At 60.4% G+C, this 18,073-nt stretch carries 16 protein-coding genes and 1 riboswitch; of the genes, 8 read left to right on the top strand and 8 right to left on the bottom strand.

Annotation, left to right across the window (positions count from 1 at the left end):
- Positions 1-49 precede the first annotated feature (49 nt).
- Genes TX24_RS09970 through TX24_RS09980 form a run of 3 tightly spaced genes read left to right on the top strand, consistent with a single transcriptional unit; the run spans position 50 to position 2,580 of the window.
- Entirely contained in the window at positions 50-1,291 is a 1,242-nt protein-coding gene (locus tag TX24_RS09970) for a D-amino acid dehydrogenase (RefSeq protein WP_047711977.1), read from the top strand.
- A 10-nt stretch (positions 1,292-1,301) separates the two neighbouring features.
- The gene (locus TX24_RS09975) at positions 1,302-1,652 is read left to right on the top strand and encodes a RidA family protein (protein WP_044271895.1); all 351 of its coding nucleotides are present in this window, start codon (positions 1,302-1,304) and stop codon (positions 1,650-1,652) included.
- Positions 1,653-1,677: 25 nt separating this feature from the next.
- Positions 1,678-2,580 (top strand): transporter substrate-binding domain-containing protein, encoded by a 903-nt coding sequence (locus tag TX24_RS09980; RefSeq protein ID WP_057710255.1) that lies wholly within the window; start codon positions 1,678-1,680, stop codon positions 2,578-2,580.
- A 75-nt stretch (positions 2,581-2,655) separates the two neighbouring features.
- On the opposite strand, the gene TX24_RS09985 is transcribed toward TX24_RS09980, so the two are convergent.
- Both TX24_RS09985 and TX24_RS09990 read right to left on the bottom strand, forming a co-directional pair.
- A complete protein-coding gene (locus tag TX24_RS09985) occupies positions 2,656-3,375 on the bottom strand; it encodes a 16S rRNA (uracil(1498)-N(3))-methyltransferase (RefSeq protein ID WP_044271891.1) in 720 nt (239 codons plus the stop codon).
- A 137-nt stretch (positions 3,376-3,512) separates the two neighbouring features.
- Positions 3,513-4,919, bottom strand: a complete 1,407-nt coding sequence (locus TX24_RS09990; RefSeq protein WP_057710256.1) for an adenosylmethionine--8-amino-7-oxononanoate transaminase — start codon at positions 4,917-4,919, stop codon at positions 3,513-3,515.
- A gap of 272 nt (positions 4,920-5,191) precedes the next feature.
- On the opposite strand from TX24_RS09990, the gene TX24_RS09995 reads away from it, so the two are divergent.
- Complete coding sequence (locus tag TX24_RS09995; RefSeq protein WP_032894779.1) at positions 5,192-5,743, top strand: cytochrome b; 552 nt, start codon at positions 5,192-5,194, stop codon at positions 5,741-5,743.
- Between the two features lie 32 nt (positions 5,744-5,775).
- Positions 5,776-6,354 carry a YceI family protein gene (locus tag TX24_RS10000; protein ID WP_032894782.1) on the top strand — a complete coding sequence of 193 codons (579 nt, stop codon included), beginning with the start codon at positions 5,776-5,778 and terminating at the stop codon, positions 6,352-6,354.
- Between the two features lie 158 nt (positions 6,355-6,512).
- Here the strand turns inward: TX24_RS10000 and TX24_RS10005 are convergent, their stop codons facing one another.
- The 5 genes from TX24_RS10005 to ahcY all read right to left on the bottom strand — a co-directional run bounded on the left by TX24_RS10005 (position 6,513) and on the right by ahcY (position 13,069).
- Entirely contained in the window at positions 6,513-8,390 is a 1,878-nt protein-coding gene (locus tag TX24_RS10005) for an RNA helicase RhlE2 (protein WP_044271888.1), read from the bottom strand.
- Positions 8,391-8,612: 222 nt separating this feature from the next.
- Positions 8,613-9,416 (bottom strand): substrate-binding periplasmic protein, encoded by an 804-nt coding sequence (locus TX24_RS10010; protein ID WP_044271885.1) that lies wholly within the window; start codon positions 9,414-9,416, stop codon positions 8,613-8,615.
- Between the two features lie 63 nt (positions 9,417-9,479).
- Complete coding sequence (locus TX24_RS10015) at positions 9,480-10,562, bottom strand: hypothetical protein (protein WP_044271883.1); 1,083 nt, start codon at positions 10,560-10,562, stop codon at positions 9,480-9,482.
- 79 nt (positions 10,563-10,641) lie between these two features.
- The gene (gene metF, locus TX24_RS10020) at positions 10,642-11,487 is read right to left on the bottom strand and encodes a methylenetetrahydrofolate reductase [NAD(P)H] (protein ID WP_003194992.1); all 846 of its coding nucleotides are present in this window, start codon (positions 11,485-11,487) and stop codon (positions 10,642-10,644) included.
- A 172-nt stretch (positions 11,488-11,659) separates the two neighbouring features.
- A complete protein-coding gene (gene ahcY, locus TX24_RS10025) occupies positions 11,660-13,069 on the bottom strand; it encodes an adenosylhomocysteinase (RefSeq protein WP_003194990.1) in 1,410 nt (469 codons plus the stop codon).
- Positions 13,070-13,090: 21 nt separating this feature from the next.
- Positions 13,091-13,197: riboswitch (S-adenosyl-L-homocysteine riboswitch) on the bottom strand.
- Positions 13,198-13,395: 198 nt separating this feature from the next.
- Here ahcY and TX24_RS10030 point away from each other — a divergent pair.
- From TX24_RS10030 to TX24_RS10040, 3 genes are all read left to right on the top strand, one after another.
- Positions 13,396-13,800 carry an acyl-CoA thioesterase gene (locus TX24_RS10030; RefSeq protein WP_003194988.1) on the top strand — a complete coding sequence of 135 codons (405 nt, stop codon included), beginning with the start codon at positions 13,396-13,398 and terminating at the stop codon, positions 13,798-13,800.
- Positions 13,801-13,900: 100 nt separating this feature from the next.
- Entirely contained in the window at positions 13,901-15,802 is a 1,902-nt protein-coding gene (locus TX24_RS10035) for a patatin-like phospholipase family protein (protein ID WP_057710257.1), read from the top strand.
- Positions 15,803-15,873: 71 nt separating this feature from the next.
- Positions 15,874-16,764 carry a formate/nitrite transporter family protein gene (locus TX24_RS10040; protein ID WP_057710258.1) on the top strand — a complete coding sequence of 297 codons (891 nt, stop codon included), beginning with the start codon at positions 15,874-15,876 and terminating at the stop codon, positions 16,762-16,764.
- A gap of 19 nt (positions 16,765-16,783) precedes the next feature.
- Here the strand turns inward: TX24_RS10040 and TX24_RS10045 are convergent, their stop codons facing one another.
- Positions 16,784-18,073, bottom strand: coding sequence for a cation:dicarboxylate symporter family transporter (locus TX24_RS10045; RefSeq protein ID WP_234454812.1), 1,290 nt, complete (start codon positions 18,071-18,073; stop codon positions 16,784-16,786).

An 18,073-nucleotide genomic window follows, 5' to 3' on the forward strand; every position in this document is an offset into this window, starting at 1 on the left:
GTCACCTGGCTCTACGCTGAGCGCTCTTAATCAACGGTTGGGGGCTGGGATGGCCAGGCAGGTTTGCATCATCGGCGGTGGGGTTATCGGCTTGGCCAGCGCTTATGCGTTGGTGCGGGCTGGCCATGAGGTCACACTGATCGATGCCCGTGGCACCTTGGGCAGCGAAACCAGTTTCGCCAACGGTGGGCAACTGTCTTATCGTTATGTTGCGCCGCTGGCCGACGCGGGCGTGCCCTTGCAGGCAATCGGGTGGTTGCTGCGGGGTGACTCGCCCTTGAAGTTGCGACCCCGCCTCGACCCACAGCAATGGCGCTGGATGGCGGCCTTTATCGGCGCTTGCCGAGGTTCGGTCAACACGCGTAACGGTGCCCATCTTCTGCGCCTGGCTACCCTGAGTCAGAGCACGTTACAGCAGTGGCGCGAGGATGATCGCCTGGGCGGCTTCGACTGGCGGCGCAACGGCAAGCTGGTGATGTTTCGCAGCGCCAGCACCTTTGAACATGCGCGCGCCAAGGTCACAAATTTCCTGCAGCAACAGGTGTTGTCGTCTGTTGAGTGCGCTCGCCTGGAGCCCGCATTGGCGGACGGTGGCTTTGTCGGTGGCATCTATACGCCGAATGAGGAGGTGGGGGATTGCCACGCTTTTTGCCGGCAGTTGGCGGCCCGTCTTGACGCGTCGGGGCGTTGCCGGTTCTTGCTCGGGCGCAAGGTCACCGGGTTGCGCCATGCTGGCGGTGCGGTACAGGCCATCGAACTGGGTGACGAGGTAATGCCGGTCGAGCAGTTGGTGCTCGCGGCCGGTTATCGCAGCGCTGAGTTGGCACTGCCGGGGCTGTCACTGCCCGTATATCCGCTCAAGGGCTACAGCCTGAGCGTGCCGATTGGCCCGCAACACCAGGCGCCGAACGTGAGCATCACCGACTACGACCGCAAGATCGTCTACGCACGTCTCGGTGAGCAACTTCGGGTCGCGGCCATGGTGGATATTGTGGGATTCGATGCCGGCCTTGAGCCTTCGCGTCTGGCGTTGATGAAGCGCCAGGCAGTAGAGACATTTCCCCATGCAGCTGACTACGCACACGCGCTCGAATGGGCTGGCATGCGCCCGGCCACGCCAACGGGCGTGCCGCTGATTGGTGCCAGCCGCTATCGCAACCTGTGGCTGAACCTGGGCCACGGTGCCCTTGGCTTTACCCTGGCCTGCGGCAGCGGCCAACTATTGGCCGAGTTGATCGACCAGCGCACCCCTTCCATTGATATGCAGGGCCTGACGCCCCGCGCCGCTTGAGGATGCAGCCATGACCATCACCCGAATTAATAGCAACGAACGACTCAGCGGTGCCGTGACGTTCAAGGACCTGGTGTTTCTTTCGGGCCAGGTCCCCGGCGACGGCCTGGATGTGGCCACCCAGACCCGCGAAGTGCTGGCCAGGATCGACACGCTGCTGGCCGAGGCGGGCAGTGATAAGGACCATTTACTCAACGCGACGATTTACCTGAAGGACATCGGTACCGGTTTTGCGCCGATGAATGAAGTCTGGTCCGCATGGCTCTCGCCAGGCATGGCGCCCACGCGCACCACCCTGCAGGCAGAACTGGCACGACCGAATGTGCTGGTGGAAATCAGCGTGATAGCAGTACGTAAATAACCTCAAAGACCAACGGAGAATAACAATGAAAAAGATCCTGTTGACCGGCTGCGCGCTGGGGCTTTTGTTGAGCGCACAGGCCCATGCAACCGAAGCGCCGCTGGAGGGCGCGTTGAGCAAGATCGCCAGCGCCAAGTCCATCACCCTGGGCTATCGCGATGCGTCGGTGCCGTTTTCCTACGTGGGGGATAGCAGTGGCAAGCCGATGGGTTACTCGGTGGATCTGGCAAACAAGATTGTCGAGCGTATCCAGCAGAAAACCGCAGTGGGCGACCTCAAGGTGAAGTACAACCTGGTGACGTCCCAAACCCGGATCCCACTGGTGCAGAACGGCACTGTGGATTTGGAGTGCGGCTCCACCGGCGTGACGGCTGAACGGCAGAAGCAGGTGGCGTTCTCCTACGGGTTTATCTACGTAAAGGGCCAGTTGCTGACGGCCAAGGACAGCGGGATCAAAGGCTTTGCCGACCTTGCGGGCAAGAATGTGGTGACCACCGCCGGCACCACCAATGAGCGCTTCCTCAAAAGTTATAACGCTGAACACAAAGCCAATATGTTCGTGATCAGTGCCAAGGACCATGGCGAAGCGTTCAAGATGCTCGAGACTGGCCGGGCCGTAGCGTTCTATATGGACGATGCATTGCTCTACGGCGAGCGCGCCAAGGCCAAGGACCCGCATCATTGGGTGGTGGTGGGCGAGGAGCAATCACGGGAAATCTACAGCTGCATGGTGCGCAAGGATGACCCGCAGTTTCTGGCGGTGGTCAACCAAACCCTGGGCGATCTGTACCGCTCGGGAGAGATCAACGGGATTTACCAACGCTGGTTCGAGCAGCCGATTCCGCCCAAGGGCTTGAACCTGGAGTTCCCGATGACCAGCGAGTTGAAGGCGATCATCGCTAAGCCAGTGAGTGACCCAGTGGAGTAAGCCTGGGGTAACCCGATAAAACGGTGGGAGCAGGCAGGCCAGCTCCCACAGTTGATTTGGGTTTACAGGGTGAGGTTAGAAGTCGCCCCAGAGTTGTTGGGCGACGGATAATGCGACGACGGGCGCGGTCTCGGTACGCAACACCCGCGGGCCGAGGCGGGCGGCATGGTAGCCGGCGCCCTGGGCGGTCTCGACTTCATTGTCGGTCAGCCCACCTTCGGGGCCGATCAAGAACGCCAGGCTGGAGGGCTTGGCGTGGCTGATCATCGGCTCTGCCACCGGGTGCAGCACCAGCTTCAAGTCCGCCTCGGTTTGCTTGAGCCAGTCTGCCAGCAAGAGCGGTGGGTGAATCACCGGCACCGTTGAACGCCCACATTGCTCGCACGCGCTGATTGCTACCTGGCGCCAGTGCAGCAAACGCTTGTCGGCGCGTTCGTCCTTGAGGCGTACTTCGCAGCGGTCGCTGAAGATCGGTGTGATCGCGTTGACGCCCAATTCAGTGGCTTTCTGGATCGCCCAATCCATGCGCTCGCCCCGGGACAGGCCCTGGCCGAGGTGAATATGCAAGGGAGATTCAGCCTGGCCGGCAAAGCTTTCCGTGAGTTGCACGGTGACGCGTTTTTTACCGACTTCCAGCAAGGTGCCACGAAATTCCTGGCCAGAGCCGTCGAACAATTGCACGGCATCGCCCTCAGTCATGCGCAACACACGGCTGATGTAATGCGCCTGGGCTTCGGGCAATTCGTGATCACCGAGGCTCAGCGGGGTGTCGGTGAAAAAGCGGGACAATCTCATATCTGTTCTCTGAAGAGGTTGTTTATGTAGGAGCGAGGGGGACGCCTAGTTCTTGCTCGCGAAAAATGTACATCCGACGCAGCGGTGCGCCTGGAATGCCTTCGCGAGCAAGCTCGCTCCTACAAGGATTTGGGCAATCAACCCGGATCACGGAAGCCTGGGTGAAAATCTTTGGGCACCGCCACACTGACTTTGCTGTTAGTGGCGATATCGATGCCTTCGCTGGCCACTTCGGCCAGAAAGTCGATCTGTTCGGGTGTAATCACATACGGCGGCAGGAAATACACCACGCTGCCCAACGGCCGCAACAACGCACCACGTTCCAACGCGTGCTCGAAAACCTTCAAACCACGGCGCTCCTGCCACGGGTAGGCGGCCTTGGTGGCTTTGTCCTGCACCATCTCGATGGCCAGCACCATGCCGGTCTGGCGCACTTCGGATACGTGAGGGTGGTCCACCAAGTGCGCGGTGGCGGTGGCCATGCGCTGGGCCAGGGCCTTGTTGCTCTCGATGACGTTGTCTTCTTCAAAGATATCCAGCGTCGCCAACGCCGCCGCACAGGCCAGCGGGTTGCCGGTGTAGCTGTGGGAGTGCAGGAAGGCGCGCAAGGTGGGGTAATCGTCGTAGAAGGCGCTGTAGACCTCTTCGGTTGTGACCACGGCGGCCAGCGGCAGGTAACCGCCGGTAAGGGCCTTGGACAGGCACAGGAAGTCCGGGCGGATGCCGGCTTGTTCACAGGCGAACATGCTGCCGGTGCGGCCAAAGCCCACGGCGATTTCGTCGTGGATCAAATGCACGCCATAGCGGTCGCAGGCTTCGCGCAGCAGCTTGAGGTACACCGGGTGGTACATGCGCATGCCACCGGCGCCCTGGATCAGCGGCTCGACAATCACGGCGGCAACGGTGTCGTGGTGCTCGGCCAGGGTCTGTTCCATGGCCAGAAACATGTTGCGCGAGTGTTCTTCCCAGCTCATGCCTTCGGGGCGCAGGTAGCAGTCCGGGCTCGGCACCTTGATCGTGTCGAGCAGCAGCGCCTTGTAGGTCTCGGTAAACAGCGGCACGTCACCCACCGACATCGCGGCGATGGTTTCGCCGTGGTAACTGTTGGTGAGGGTGACGAAGCGCTTTTTATTCGGCTGACCGCGGTTGAGCCAGTAGTGAAAGCTCATCTTCAGCGCCACTTCGATGCAGGACGAACCGTTATCGGCGTAGAAGCAGCGGGTCAGCCCTTCGGGCGTCATCGCGACCAGGCGCTCGGACAGCTCGATCACCGGCTGATGGCTGAAGCCGGCGAGGATCACGTGTTCCAGCTGGTCGACCTGGTCCTTGATGCGCTGGTTGATACGCGGGTTGGCGTGGCCGAATACGTTGACCCACCAGGAACTGACGGCGTCGAGGTAGCGCTTGCCTTCGAAGTCTTCCAGCCATACGCCTTCACCGCGTTTGATGGGCACCAGCGGCAGTTGCTGGTGGTCTTTCATCTGGGTGCAGGGATGCCACAGCACCGCGAGGTCGCGTTGCATCCACTGGTTGTTCAAGCCCATCGGTGATCTCCTCGAAGCGGTCCCGCTGCCTGCGCGGGCGAAACAATCGCGCAAGCCTATGCAATGGTGGCTTGGCTCACAAGCCATTGTGGGGAAATTCGCGGTAAATGCAGGACGGTCTGTCACGTTTCTTGGGAATAGTCTTAATCCCTTGTTAATTTATTATGCATAGCCTCTTTATCGTATTTCTCGATATTTCAAAGCAAAATTTTCCGCTTTAATTCGATAGGTAAAGCGCTAGTCTTGGGCACAGTTCTTACGGGATTAAGTACATGCAGCTACGCAATTCGCCGGCCCGCTATGGTTGGGTCAGCATGGTTCTGCACTGGGGCGTCGCCCTGGTGGTGTTCGGTTTATTTGCCTTGGGCTTGTGGATGGTCGGTCTCGATTACTACAGCGCCTGGCGCAAAGATGCGCCCGACTTGCACAAGAGCATTGGCATCACGCTGTTCGCCATCATGCTGGTGCGGATCGTCTGGCGCCTGGTCAGCCCGCCGCCGCCACCGCTGACCAGCTATAGCCGCATGACGCGGATCGGTGCCGCATTTGGGCACGCATTCCTTTATGTTGGGCTGTTTGCCGTGATGATTGCCGGTTACCTGATTTCCACCGCAGACGGTGTCGGTATCCCGGTGTTTGGTCTGTTTGAAATTCCTGCCGTGGTTTCCGGTCTACCGGACCAGGCAGATACCGCCGGTTGGGTGCACCTGTACCTGGCCTGGGTGTTGGTGGTCTTCGCCGGCTTGCACGGCGTGGCGGCACTGAAACACCACTTTATCGATCGTGATGCGACCCTTACGCGAATGCTGGGACGCAAAGCCTGATGTTCAACCTCGACTCACAAGGAATAGAAAGCATGTTGAAAAAAACACTCGCTGCGCTGGCAATCGGTTCTGCCCTGCTGTCCGCAGGTTCGGCGATGGCCGCTGACTACAAGATCGATAAAGAAGGCCAACACGCCTTTATCGATTGGAAAATCAGCCACCTGGGCTACAGCTACATCCACGGTACCTTCAAGGACTGGGATGGCACCTTCAGCTGGGACGCAGCCAAGCCTGAAGCCAGCAAAATCGCGGTCGACGTGAAAACCGCCAGCCTGTGGTCCAACCACGCAGAACGTGACAAGCACATCGCCAGCAAAGACTTCATCGATGTGGCCAAATTTGCCGATGCCAAGTTCGTGTCTACCGCCGTCAAATCCACTGGCGAAAAGACAGCTGATGTGACTGGCGACCTGACGTTCCACGGTGTGACTAAGCCTGTGACCTTCAAGGCCACCTTCAACGGTGAAGGCAAGGATCCATGGGGCGGCGAACGTGCCGGCTTCAACGCCAAGACCACGATTGACTTGAACGACTTCGGCGTGAAAGGCCCAGGCCCGACTTCGCAGACTGTCGACTTGGACATCTCGCTGGAAGGCGTGAAGCAGAAGTAATTTCTGCCTGTACACAAAAAAACCGGATTCTGAGATCCGGTTTTTTTGTGTCTGAAATGCAGTCAATGTGGGAGCTGGCTTGCCTGCGATGCAGGCACCTCGGTACATCAGGTGCACCGGGTTGATGCCATCGCAGGCAAGCCAGCTCCCACAGAAAATCAGCGGTTGCGAGTCAGCAGCGCTGGTTTCTCACCACGAGGACGGCCTGGCAGTTGGTCCAACTGCTCAGGTGTCGGGAAGCGATCCGCTTTCGACTCCTTGTGGATGATCTTCGGCGCCGGGCCACCGCGCGGGTTTTGTACCGCAGGCTCGGACGAGCGAGGCTGATCGTCACGGGCCGGGCGGCGGTTGTTGCTTCGCGAGTCTTCGCGACGGGCCTGGCCGTCACGCGGTGCGCCATTACGCGGGCCGCTGCGCTTGGCAGGCGGGGTACCGGTGGTGCCGCCGCTGCTGTTGCGCGGGGCGTTCTGGCGACCGCCCTGTGGCTGGCCGCTACGTGGAGCGCCTGCGCCCTGGGCCGGAGCCCCTGGACGACGGCCACGGCCCTGGGCCGGTTTGGCTTGGGGTACGTAGTCGACGCGGTTACCGAAGTTATCGATATCGTCGTCAAGGAACTCGTCCGGGGCGCGGTCGGCCGCGGCGCGTGGTGGCTGGCTCGGCTGGCGCTGTTCGCGGGCCGGGGTACCTTCACGGGGCTTCTGCTCACGGGCCGGGCGTTCGCCACGGCTGCTGGTCGCGGATTTTTCCTTGCCCTTGTCCTTGCCTTTGTCGCGACGACCACCGCCACCACCGCCGCCGTTCGGGCCATCGCCTTTGGGGCCGCGTGGGTTGCGTGGGTTACGCACGTCTGGGCGTTCGCGCGCTTCTGGCTTCTCGGCCTCCACGGCGCTGGCATCGAAGCCCATCAGGTCGCCGTCGGCGATTTTCTGCTTGGTCATGCGTTCGATGCTTTTCAGCAGTTTTTCTTCGTCCGGCGCGACCAACGAAATGGCCTCGCCCGAACGACCGGCACGGCCCGTACGGCCGATACGGTGCACATAGTCTTCATCGACGTTTGGCAGCTCAAAGTTGACCACGTGTGGCAACTGGTCGATATCCAGGCCGCGTGCGGCGATATCGGTAGCGACCAGGATACGCACAGTACCGGCCTTGAAGTCGGCCAGGGCTTTGGTGCGTGCGTTCTGGCTCTTGTTGCCGTGGATGGCAACGGCGGTGAGGCCGTGCTTGTCCAGGTACTCGGCCAGGCGGTTGGCGCCGTGCTTGGTGCGGGTGAACACCAGCACCTGTTCCCAGGCACCGTGGGTGATCAGGTGCGCCAGCAGCGAGCGCTTGTGGCTGGCTGCCAGGCGGAACACGCGTTGCTCGATACGCTCGACCGTGGTGTTCGGTGGCGTGACTTCGATGCGCTCGGGGTTGTGCAGCAGCTTGCCAGCCAGGGCGGTGATGTCCTGGGAGAACGTTGCCGAAAACAGCAGGTTCTGACGTTTGGCCGGCAGGCGGGCGAGGACCTTTTTCACGTCATGGACAAAGCCCATGTCGAGCATGCGGTCGGCTTCGTCCAGCACGAGGATTTCCACGTGGGACAAATCGACGCTGCCTTGGCCGCACAGGTCGAGCAAGCGACCCGGGCAGGCCACCAGCACGTCGACGCCACGGGACATGGCCTGAACCTGTGGGTTCATGCCGACGCCGCCGAAGATGCAGGCGCTGACGAACTTCAAGTCGCGGGCATACAGCTTGAAGCTGTCGTGCACTTGGGCTGCGAGTTCGCGGGTTGGGGTCAGGACCAGTACACGCGGTTGGCGCGGGCCGTGACGTTGGGATTTGTCCGGGTGACCGTTGGGAAACAACCGCTCCAGGATCGGGAGGGCGAAACCGCCGGTTTTACCAGTACCTGTCTGAGCCGCGACCATCAGGTCGCGACCTTGCAACACGGCGGGAATGGCCCGCTGTTGCACCGGAGTAGGCTCGGTATAGCCCGCTGCCTCGATGGCGCGGACTAAAGCCTCGGAGAGACCGAGGGAAGCAAAGGACATGAGTAATCCTGTTTTAGTTAGGGCTTGGCCCAAAGGGATAATCTTGCCGGGCGTGAATGGCGCTTAGGGGAGCGCAACCCCGTCCGGTCCTGCTGCGTCTGGCGGGCACTCCACCGGCTCGCGCGGGCCGCAAAGCTGCGCAGTAGCTGGGTTGGGTGCCGTTTTCAAGACCCGAGCGGCCGGGCGTAAGCCTGGCGGAAAGGCCGCAGTATAACAGAGCAATCACTGCGCGCTGCTTTCCTGCTGCTCAACGGCGTGTTCGGGGGCCGGTATGGGGGCCGTTTGCTCGTGCATCCGGCCATATTTAGCACTCAAGGTGGCATAGGCCGGCTCTTGCTTGAAGCGCTTGAGCTCGGCGGCAAAGCGTTGCACCAGCAGGTCCATGCCTGCGCCACGGCGTACCGCAAGAAATTGCTGCTGGCGACTGACCACCACCGACGCCTGGCTGACCTTACCTTCCAGGCCCAGCGCCTTGATCACGTAGTGCCCCACGCGTCGGTCAGTCACCACCATATCGACGCGCCCCAGCATGAGTTTGCCAAAATTGGCCTCATGGCTGGGCGCAGGTTCACGCTCGAAGGTGTTGGACCCACTGAACGCGTCGCCATAGAGGTAGCCGGGGGAAACGCCAACTGTCAGGCCGCGCAGGTCGTCGAGGGTGGCGGCGGGGTGGGGGCGGTCGTTGGCATAGAACAAGACAAATTCGACTTCCGACAACGGCTCGCTGGGATAGAGCAGCAAGGCGTCGCGCTCCTGGCTGTGGAAAATATCCAGCGCGCCGTCGGCGTGGCCCTGCTCGAGCATCGCCAGGCAGCGCTTCCAGGGCAGGAACTGCCATTGCACCTGCACCCCCAGGCGCTGGAACACGATCAGGGTGGTTTCGTAATCCAGGCCGGCCATGGTGCCGTTGTCTTCGTAGACATAGGGCGCCCAGGGTTCGGTGACAATGCGCAGCTTCTCGCCATGAGCGGCCAGGCTCAGGCAAGAAAACAGCACAGCGGTCAACAGCTTGAAGAGGACGGGCATACCCTGAGGTTACGACGCTGCCCACAGAAAGAGAAGCTCTGGCACGCGCATTGGAGGGCGGTCTTACTTCGCGGGAGCGTTTAGCAGGTGTTCCTGGATCGCGGCGCGGCGCTCACCCAGAATCAAACGCACCACGGGGTTGGCGAACCAGTGTTCCAGCTGGTGGGCATCAAGCGGGCGCTTCTGGCGTTCTTCCTGGTTTTGTCGGGCCTTGTCCCACCAGACCGGGCCGCACGCCTGGTCGAACTCGTTTTCGTGTTCGTAGCAGCCGTAAAGAATCTCGCGGATGAACTGTTGCTGATGCTTGGGCAGCAGCAGGGTGATCAGTTTGTACATCAAACGCTGCAAACGCGGCGGGCGCGGCAGGTGCGAGGAGACCTGGCGCGTATCGGCCAGGGCTTGCGCACTGGTGGGCGCGCTGGCGTGCTTGGCGATCCACGCCTTGACCTTGGCCCGGAACAGCTGTTTGCGGCTCCAGTAATGGTGGATCAGGTCCGGGCACTCGCGCACCTTCACGGTGCGGTAAGCGGCGATGGACAGGCAGAACTCTTCCAGGGTGTAGGCGCCCTGGGCATGGGGAAACAGTTCATCCATCAACTCGATGGAGCGGTCGAGGATGTGCGCATCCTGTTGGGTCAGGCCCATGACACCGGAGTTGAGGGTCATCATGTCATCGTCAGCCACGCCCATGTCCAGCAGGCGCTGGCGCAGGGCGGTGTACAGGATGCTTTCGTGGTTGTCGCCGTACTTGGTGTAGAAGGCGTTGCACAACAAGGTGCCGGGCTGTACGCGTTCGAACAGGGCCATGGGCGAATGATGGAAGAAAGTGTCGGTGTCGATCAGCAGCGCCACCGGGGATTCTTGCAGTACTTGGCGCAGCACCACGTGTTTGGTGCGAAAGTGATAGCCGTGAGGCTCGCTCCAGCGCTTGCGGGTGGCCTCGTCCAATGGGCGCACGCGCACCGGCAACAGGCGATAGGGCTCGGGGTTGTCGCTAAATACCTGGATGTCGATGTTCGCGTCCGGGGTGTCCTGCAGGAACGCCAGTGCGCTGGCGATGCTGAATACGGCTTCCTGATGGTAGGTGTCGGCGCCGAAGACCAGGTAGACCAGTTGCGGGCGGGACGTCGGGGGCACTGTATTCATGGACTGCGGGGTTCCGTGGGTAACGTAAAACGACAAAGGCCCTCGTCAGAACGAGGGCCTTGGTACAACTGGTCAAGCGTTAACGTGGCAGCTTGAGGTTGTTCCAGATGGCAAGGCTGGGTTCAGCCTGGTTCAGGGTATAGAAATGCAACCCTGGTGCACCACCTTGCAACAATTGCTCACACATCTCGGTGATGACCTGCTCGCCGAACGCCTGGATGCTTTTGACGTCATCGCCATAGGCTTCCAGTTGCTTGCGCACCCAGCGTGGGATCTCGGCGCCGCAGGCGTCGGAGAAGCGCGCCAGCTTGCTGTAGTTGGTGATGGGCATGATGCCCGGCACGATGGGGATGTTCACGCCCATCGCCCGTACACGCTCGACGAAGTAGAAGTAGCTGTCGGCGTTGAAGAAGTACTGGGTGATTGCGCTGTCGGCGCCGGCATTGGCCTTGCGCACGAAATTCTGCAAATCGTCTTCGAAATTGCGCGCCTGGGGGTGCATCTCCGGATAAGCGGCCACTTCGATATGGAAGTGATCACCACTTTCTTCGCGGATGAAACTCACCAGGTCGTTGGCGTAGCGCAGCTCTCCGCTGGCCATGCCCATACCCGATGGCAGGTCGCCACGCAGCGCAACGATGCGCTTGATGCCGGCGGCTTTGTATTGGGTCAGCAGGCTACGCAGGTCGGCCTTGCTGTCGCCCACGCACGACAAGTGCGGAGCGGCTGGAACTTTGACTTCACTTTCCAGCTGCAACACGGTGTTGATCGTGCGGTCACGGGTCGAACCGCCAGCGCCGTAGGTGCAGGAGAAGAAATCAGGGCTGAAGCTGGCCAACTGCTTGGCAGTGGTCATCAGTTTTTCATGCCCAGCATCGGTCTTGGTCGGGAAGAACTCGAAGCTGTAGCGACGGTCTTGGGACATGGTAATAACCCTATGAAACTTGGATACCGGAAGTCATGCACCGATTTAATGTGGGAGCGGGCTTGCTCGCGAAAGGGGCGTGTCAGTCACCCTATACATCAACTGACACACCGCATTCGCGAGCAAGCCCGCTTCCACACAAGCCCTCTGCGGCAAGGAGAGGGCCGGTTACTTAGTAGCGGTAAGCGTGCGGCTTGAACGGACCTTCAACCGTCACGCCGATGTAGTCGGCCTGGGTCTTGGTCAGTTGAGTCACCACGCCGCCGAAGCCGCGGACCATTTCCAGGGCCACTTCTTCGTCGAGTTTCTTGGGCAGTACTTCCACGGTCAGGCGCTCGGCTTTCTGGGCGGGCGACAGGTCGGCGTACTTCTGTTCGAACAGGAATATCTGCGCCAGTACCTGGTTGGCGAACGAGCCATCCATGATGCGGCTTGGGTGGCCAGTGGCGTTGCCCAGGTTCACCAGGCGGCCTTCGGCCAGCAGGATCAGGTAGTCATCGTTCTGTGGGTCGAAATCACCAGCGCCGGTACGGTGAACCTTGTGTACCTGAGGCTTTACTTCTTCCCATGCCCAGTTCTTGCGCATGAAAGCGGTGTCGATCTCGTTGTCGAAGTGACCGATGTTGCAGACAACGGCGCGCTTCTTCAGGGCCTTGAGCATGTTTGCATCGCACACATTCACGTTACCGGTGGTGGTGACGATCAGGTCGATCTTGCCCAGCAGGGCTGCGTCGATGCAGGCGGAGGTGCCGTCGTTCTGGCCGTTGATGAACGGCGAAACCACTTCGAAACCGTCCATGCAGGCTTGCATGGCGCAGATCGGGTCAACTTCGGAGACCTTGACGATCATGCCTTCCTGACGCAACGACTGGGACGAACCCTTGCCCACGTCACCGTAGCCGATTACCAGGGCTTGCTTGCCCGACAGCAGGTGGTCGGTGCCGCGCTTGATCGCATCGTTCAGGCTGTGACGGCAGCCGTACTTGTTGTCGTTCTTGCTCTTGGTCACCGAGTCGTTGACGTTGATGGCCGGGATTTTCAGCTCGCCCTTGGCCAGCATGTCCAGCAGGCGGTGTACGCCGGTGGTGGTCTCTTCGGTGACGCCGTGGACGCGGTCGAGGATTTGCGGGTACTTCTTGTGCAGCAGCTCGGTGAGGTCGCCGCCGTCGTCAAGGATCATGTTGGCATCCCAAGGCGCGCCATCTTTGAGGATGGTTTGCTCCAGGCACCACTCGTACTCTTCTTCGGTCTCGCCTTTCCAGGCAAATACCGGGATACCGGCAGCAGCGATAGCGGCGGCGGCCTGGTCTTGAGTCGAGAAGATGTTGCAGGACGACCAACGCACTTCGGCACCCAATGCAACCAGGGTTTCGATCAGCACGGCAGTCTGGATGGTCATGTGGATGCAGCCGAGGATCTTCGCACCCTTGAGCGGCTGCTCAGCGGCGTACTTGCGACGCAGGCCCATCAGGGCTGGCATTTCGGATTCGGCGATAAAGGTTTCGCGACGGCCCCAGGCAGCGAGGGACATATCGGCGACTTTGTAGTCATTGAAATCAGCAGGCGTCATTACAGCGCTCATAGAGAGCCTCCATTCGTAGGGTGCGAATGGGCGCCGTTGTGCGTTTAGTATCAGGCCAGGGCAACCAGGCCGGACAACGCCCCATCCGAGCCTGACAGGTTGAACCTGCTGCAGCGCCCCTCGGACAGGTGGCGGGAGAACGGTATCAATCGAAGATGACCGTTTTGAAGCGGAGGCGATTATAGCCGTGTAAGCGGCACTTCCCAAGCCTTTCTGTCGGCGGCATGAAGATCGCTCATGGGCCTGATAGCTAATGGCTCATAGAGCTTGGGCCCTGGCTCTGCCATGATGTTGCCCATCATTTGGCAAGACGCTTTGGAGTGATCATGAACTTCCACACCCGCAAATGGGTAAAACCCGAAGACCTCAACCCCAACGGCACCCTGTTCGGCGGCAGCTTGCTGCGCTGGATCGACGAAGAAGCGGCGATCTACGCGATTGTCCAACTCGGCAACCAGCGCGTGGTCACCAAGTACATCTCGGAAATCAACTTTGTCAGCGCCTCGCGCCAGGGCGACATCATCGAACTGGGCATCACCGCCACCGAGTTCGGCCGCACCTCCATCACCCTGACCTGTGAAGTGCGCAACAAGATCACGCGCAAAAGCATCCTGACCGTGGAAAAAATGGTCTTCGTCAACCTGGGCGAAGACGGATTGCCAGCGCCCCACGGTCGCACCGAGATCAAGTACGTGAAGGACCAGTTCAAGGACGACAGTCTTCCCGAGTAACACCTACGTGGCGTGATTTGCTTTACCAAATCATTCCACATGGATCTATCCGAGGCTCTCTCATCACTCAGGCCTACACCCTGTAGAGAGAGCCTCGTGTATGAAAGTCTCCAGTTCTGTTGTACAGAATCAGCCCCCTCAGCCTCAGACCACCGGCCAGGACGTAAAGACGCCTTTGGTCAAAGGTGTGGGCGAGCGCAACCTGAGTATTTATCGTCACAGTGACGGGCGGGTGGAGGTGGTGCTGTCACCGCCGCCGCCCGCTCACCTGGTACTCAGTGGCGGTGGCGCCAAGGGCATCGCCTTTCCAGGGATGGTGCAGGCGCTTGAAGAGGCCGACAAACTCAAAGGCGTCAAAGGGGTTTCCGGCTCTTCTGCCGGCGCGATTTCGGCAGCGCTACTCGCCAGCGGCATGGATGCCAAGGCCTTCACGCAACTGTCGAATAACCTTGACCTGCCCAGCCTGCTCAATAGCAAAGACCCGGTCCCGGCGTGGTTGCAGGAGGCCAGTTCCCAGATCGGCAAATTCGTCGGGAAAGTGCCAGGGCCGGCGGGTAATATCTCTCAACTGCTGCTGACGTTGCTGCCGCGCCTGCAAACCGAGGGGCAGCCGCTGGAAGACTTGATTCGTAATGAATCACGTAAGTCTGTTCTGGCCCATATCGCGGGTATGCCCGCAGCCAACCGCCCCCCGGAAGTCACCGCAATTGCCGAACGGCTCAACGCTGGCGGTGGCCCCACTTTTCGCGACTTGGAGATCTTGAGCCGGCATATTCCGGCGATCAAGCAACTGAACATCACCGGCACGGGCATGTTCGACGGTCGCCCGCAGTTGGTGGTGTTCAATGCCAGCCTCACACCGGATATGGATATCGCCCGCGCCGCGCTTATTTCGGGGGCGCTGCCTGGGTTGTTCAAGAGCCCTTCCGAACAGGGCCACGGGTTTCAGGCTGCTTCAGAGGTCACGGCGTTTCAGGACGGCGGGTTGCTCCTCAATACCCCGGCGCCAGGCATTATTGAACGTTCTTTCCCGGAAAGCCCCCTGAACAAGGACGAGGCCCTGATCGTCAAGTTCGAGTCTGACAAACCATCGGCGCCCCCCCAAAGCGGTGGTTTTTTCAGCTATCTGACTGACACGTTCACCGGCACGCCACACACCGCCGCTGAAAGCTATCAGGATGACCGGCTCAAAGCGTATTCGGAGCAAACCGTAACGCTGCCGTTGAACTCCGATAAAGGCGACTATCGCGGCCTGCTCGGTGGCACCGTCAACTTCACCATGACCTGCGAGCAGAAACAGCATTTGCAGGCCCAGGCCCGCCAGGCGGTGTCAGGGCATCTGCAAAAACGTGAGCTGGAGCGTGAGCGCCATGAATTCCCCTCGCTGAACGATGCCGTGATGGCGATGGATGAGCACCTGCTCGCCAGCGTGCAGGACGAACTGCAGAAGGACCCGGCCGGCGCCGAGGCGTTGCGTTTTCGCAAAGACGCACAACAGGCGTTAAAGGCGTTGGACCGTGCGATTGCCGAAGCGAATCAATCCGATACGTCGCTGGTGATTACGCCAAAGATAGCCTCGGCGCTGCGCAATCTGGACGCCCTCGCCCGTAGACCCGAGGATATCGACTGGCTGGGCAAGCGCCTGAATGCGCCAGGCCAGCGTAATTTTCAGCAACTGCTGCAGGTGGGCAATGGCTCTGGCCTGTCCAAGGTGTTGAGCCGCGCCGTCACTGAAATGCAAAAACGCGATATCGGGGTGAAGGCAGCGAATTTTATCCGCGAAGTCATTTATCCCTCGCTATACCGCCCTGGTCAGCCGTCTGCCAACGTTGAGTTACTGCAACGCGCGGTGCGTGATTTGGGCGAGGCGACGACGCCGCAAGAGTTCAATCGTGTGCTTGATGGCATCGTCAAACACTACCGGGCGCGCAATAAACCGTGGGGTAAACCCTTGAGCTCTACCACCGTGGAGCAGGCCAAGGCTTGGCGTATTCCGGTTTAGTTGCGGTGCCACTGAACAGCCATCGTCGCGGCGTGTCGTAGCTACAGGCACCCCTTGGACTCTGGTACATCATGGCCACTCAAGCAGACGGCAAGACCCCCAACCTGTCGCAGGAAGAGCAGCAGGACGTTGATGACAACCAGCCGCCGCGCGCGGCTGTATTACACGAAATTATCCGCACCCAAGGCGACCAGGAGCTGGAACGCAGTGTGGCCGCGCTGTGGTGGTCGGCGCTGGCCGCCGGCTTGACCATGGGCCTGTCGCTGATGGGCATGGGCCTGCTCAATTCGCGCCTGCCGGATGGTGAGGAATTCAAGGTGATCGCCAGCTTTGGCTATTGCGCAGGCTTTCTCGCGGTGATTCTTGCCCGTCAGCAGTTGTTTACCGAGAACACCCTGACCGCTGTGCTGCCGGTGATGAGCAAGCCGACCCTGGCCAATGCCGCGCGCTTGTTGCGGCTGTGGACGGTGGTGCTGGTGGGCAACCTGTGTGGCACCTTGCTGGTGGCCTACGTAATGCTGCACCTGCCGATCTTCGATACCAAGACCGACCTGGCCTTCCTCGAGATCGGGCGCAAGGTCATGGAGAACGACCCCGCGCAGATGTTCGCCAAGGGCATTGTCTCCGGTTGGATGATCGCCACCATGGTCTGGATGATTCCGTCGATGGAGAGCGCCAAGCTGTGGATCATCATTCTGATCACCTACTTCATGGCACTGGGCGACTTCACCCATATCGTCGTCGGTTCAGCGGAAGTGTCCTACCTGGTGTTTGCCGGCGAGTTGCCGTGGAAGGATTTCTGGCTGGTCTTCGCCGGGCCGACCCTGGCGGGCAATATCATCGGCGGTAGTTTCATCTTTGCGTTGATCAGCCATGCGCAGGTTCGCAGCGAGGCGTCCGTGCCCGCTGTTGCTCAACCTCATACGCGGGCCAAGCTCCGTCAGGATAAGGACAAAGCCTGACATCACCCTGGCTGCCGCGTCAGGCCTTGAAAGGCACGCTGGGAGGTTCGGAGGCCGGCGTGCTGTCGGGTGCCCTGAGCTGGCCTTCCCAGCGTGCGATCACCAAGGGTGCCAATGCGTTGCCCAGTACGTTCAATGCGGTGACGGGCATATCCATCAGCCGATAGATGCCTGCGATGATCGCCACGCCTTCCACCGGCAGCCCTGCGGCGGTCAAGGTCGCGGTCAGGATGATGAACATGAAACCTGGCACGCCTGCCGCGCCCTTTGATGTCAGCACCATGATCAAGACCAGCATGCCTTGATCTGCCAGGCTCAAGTCGATGCCATACGCCTGGGCGATGAACAGCGTGCCCAGTGCGGCAAACAGCGATGCCCCATCCAGATTGAACGAGTACCCCAGCGGGATCACCATGCTGGTAATGGGCCGTGGCGCGCCATAACGCTCCATCTTCTCGATCAGTTGAGGCATGACCGTCGCCGAGGCGGCGCTGCTGAAGGCCAGTAACAGTTCACTGCGTATTTCCCGCAGCAGGTGAAAAAAGCCGACGCCGGCCAAGCGTGCCACTGCCCCCAATACACACAGGGCAAACAAGAGCACCGCGACATAGGTGGTGCCGATCAGTTTGGCCAGCGGCAGCAACGCGCTGATGCCAAAGCTGGCGACGGTGACCGCGATCAAGCCGAAAATACCTATCGGCGAGTAGTGCATAACCAGGTGGGTGACTTTGAACATGGTGTCGGAGACGCCCTGCATCACGCTGATCAACGGCGCTTTGCGTTCCTCGGGCAACAACGACAAGGCACAACCGAACAGAATCGCGAAAAACAGCACCGAGAGCAGCTTGCCCTGCGACATGGCCAGGACGATGTTGTCCGGCACGATTGCCAGCAGTAACTGGCCCAGGTTCTGCGGGCTGCCGCTGGAGGCCAGCCCCGTGGCCGGTGCCTGCAGCGTGCTGCCGAATTCGGCGCCCGAGCCCGGCTGCACCACATTGCCAACCAGCAGGCCGAAGACGATGGCAATACTGGTGATGGTGAAGAAGTACACGAAGGTCTTCAGGCCGACGCGACCCAGGGCGGCCGGGTTGCCCATGCCGGCGATGCCGACGGTCATGCAGGCGAAGACGAGCGGCACGACGATCATCTTCATCAGCTTGATGAACAGGTCGCCCGCTGGTTGCAGCAGGTTGTCGATGAACCAGGCTTTTTGCTCGGGAAATTGGTTGAGCAGGATGCCGACGATTATCCCGGCAACCAGGCCGATCATAATGCGGGTGATGAGGCTGGTGGGTTTTCTGACGGTCAT

This window comes from Pseudomonas lactis, from assembly GCF_001439845.1.
In the GTDB taxonomy this organism is placed as follows: domain Bacteria; phylum Pseudomonadota; class Gammaproteobacteria; order Pseudomonadales; family Pseudomonadaceae; genus Aquipseudomonas; species Aquipseudomonas lactis.

Excerpts from the sequence above, each read along its gene's own strand:
- TX24_RS09970 (WP_047711977.1), top strand. The coding sequence starts at position 50 with ATGGCCAGGCAGGTTTGCATCATCGGCGGTGGGGTTATCGGCTTGGCC.
- TX24_RS09975 (WP_044271895.1), top strand. The coding sequence starts at position 1,302 with ATGACCATCACCCGAATTAATAGCAACGAACGACTCAGCGGTGCCGTG.
- TX24_RS09980 (WP_057710255.1), top strand. The coding sequence starts at position 1,678 with ATGAAAAAGATCCTGTTGACCGGCTGCGCGCTGGGGCTTTTGTTGAGC.
- TX24_RS09985 (WP_044271891.1), bottom strand. The coding sequence starts at position 3,375 with ATGAGATTGTCCCGCTTTTTCACCGACACCCCGCTGAGCCTCGGTGAT.
- TX24_RS09990 (WP_057710256.1), bottom strand. The coding sequence starts at position 4,919 with ATGGGCTTGAACAACCAGTGGATGCAACGCGACCTCGCGGTGCTGTGG.
- TX24_RS09995 (WP_032894779.1), top strand. The coding sequence starts at position 5,192 with ATGCAGCTACGCAATTCGCCGGCCCGCTATGGTTGGGTCAGCATGGTT.
- TX24_RS10000 (WP_032894782.1), top strand. The coding sequence starts at position 5,776 with ATGTTGAAAAAAACACTCGCTGCGCTGGCAATCGGTTCTGCCCTGCTG.
- TX24_RS10005 (WP_044271888.1), bottom strand. The coding sequence starts at position 8,390 with ATGTCCTTTGCTTCCCTCGGTCTCTCCGAGGCTTTAGTCCGCGCCATC.
- TX24_RS10010 (WP_044271885.1), bottom strand. The coding sequence starts at position 9,416 with ATGCCCGTCCTCTTCAAGCTGTTGACCGCTGTGCTGTTTTCTTGCCTG.
- TX24_RS10015 (WP_044271883.1), bottom strand. The coding sequence starts at position 10,562 with ATGAATACAGTGCCCCCGACGTCCCGCCCGCAACTGGTCTACCTGGTC.
- metF (WP_003194992.1), bottom strand. The coding sequence starts at position 11,487 with ATGTCCCAAGACCGTCGCTACAGCTTCGAGTTCTTCCCGACCAAGACC.
- ahcY (WP_003194990.1), bottom strand. The coding sequence starts at position 13,069 with ATGAGCGCTGTAATGACGCCTGCTGATTTCAATGACTACAAAGTCGCC.
- TX24_RS10030 (WP_003194988.1), top strand. The coding sequence starts at position 13,396 with ATGAACTTCCACACCCGCAAATGGGTAAAACCCGAAGACCTCAACCCC.
- TX24_RS10035 (WP_057710257.1), top strand. The coding sequence starts at position 13,901 with ATGAAAGTCTCCAGTTCTGTTGTACAGAATCAGCCCCCTCAGCCTCAG.
- TX24_RS10040 (WP_057710258.1), top strand. The coding sequence starts at position 15,874 with ATGGCCACTCAAGCAGACGGCAAGACCCCCAACCTGTCGCAGGAAGAG.
- TX24_RS10045 (WP_234454812.1), bottom strand. The coding sequence starts at position 18,073 with ATGACCGTCAGAAAACCCACCAGCCTCATCACCCGCATTATGATCGGC.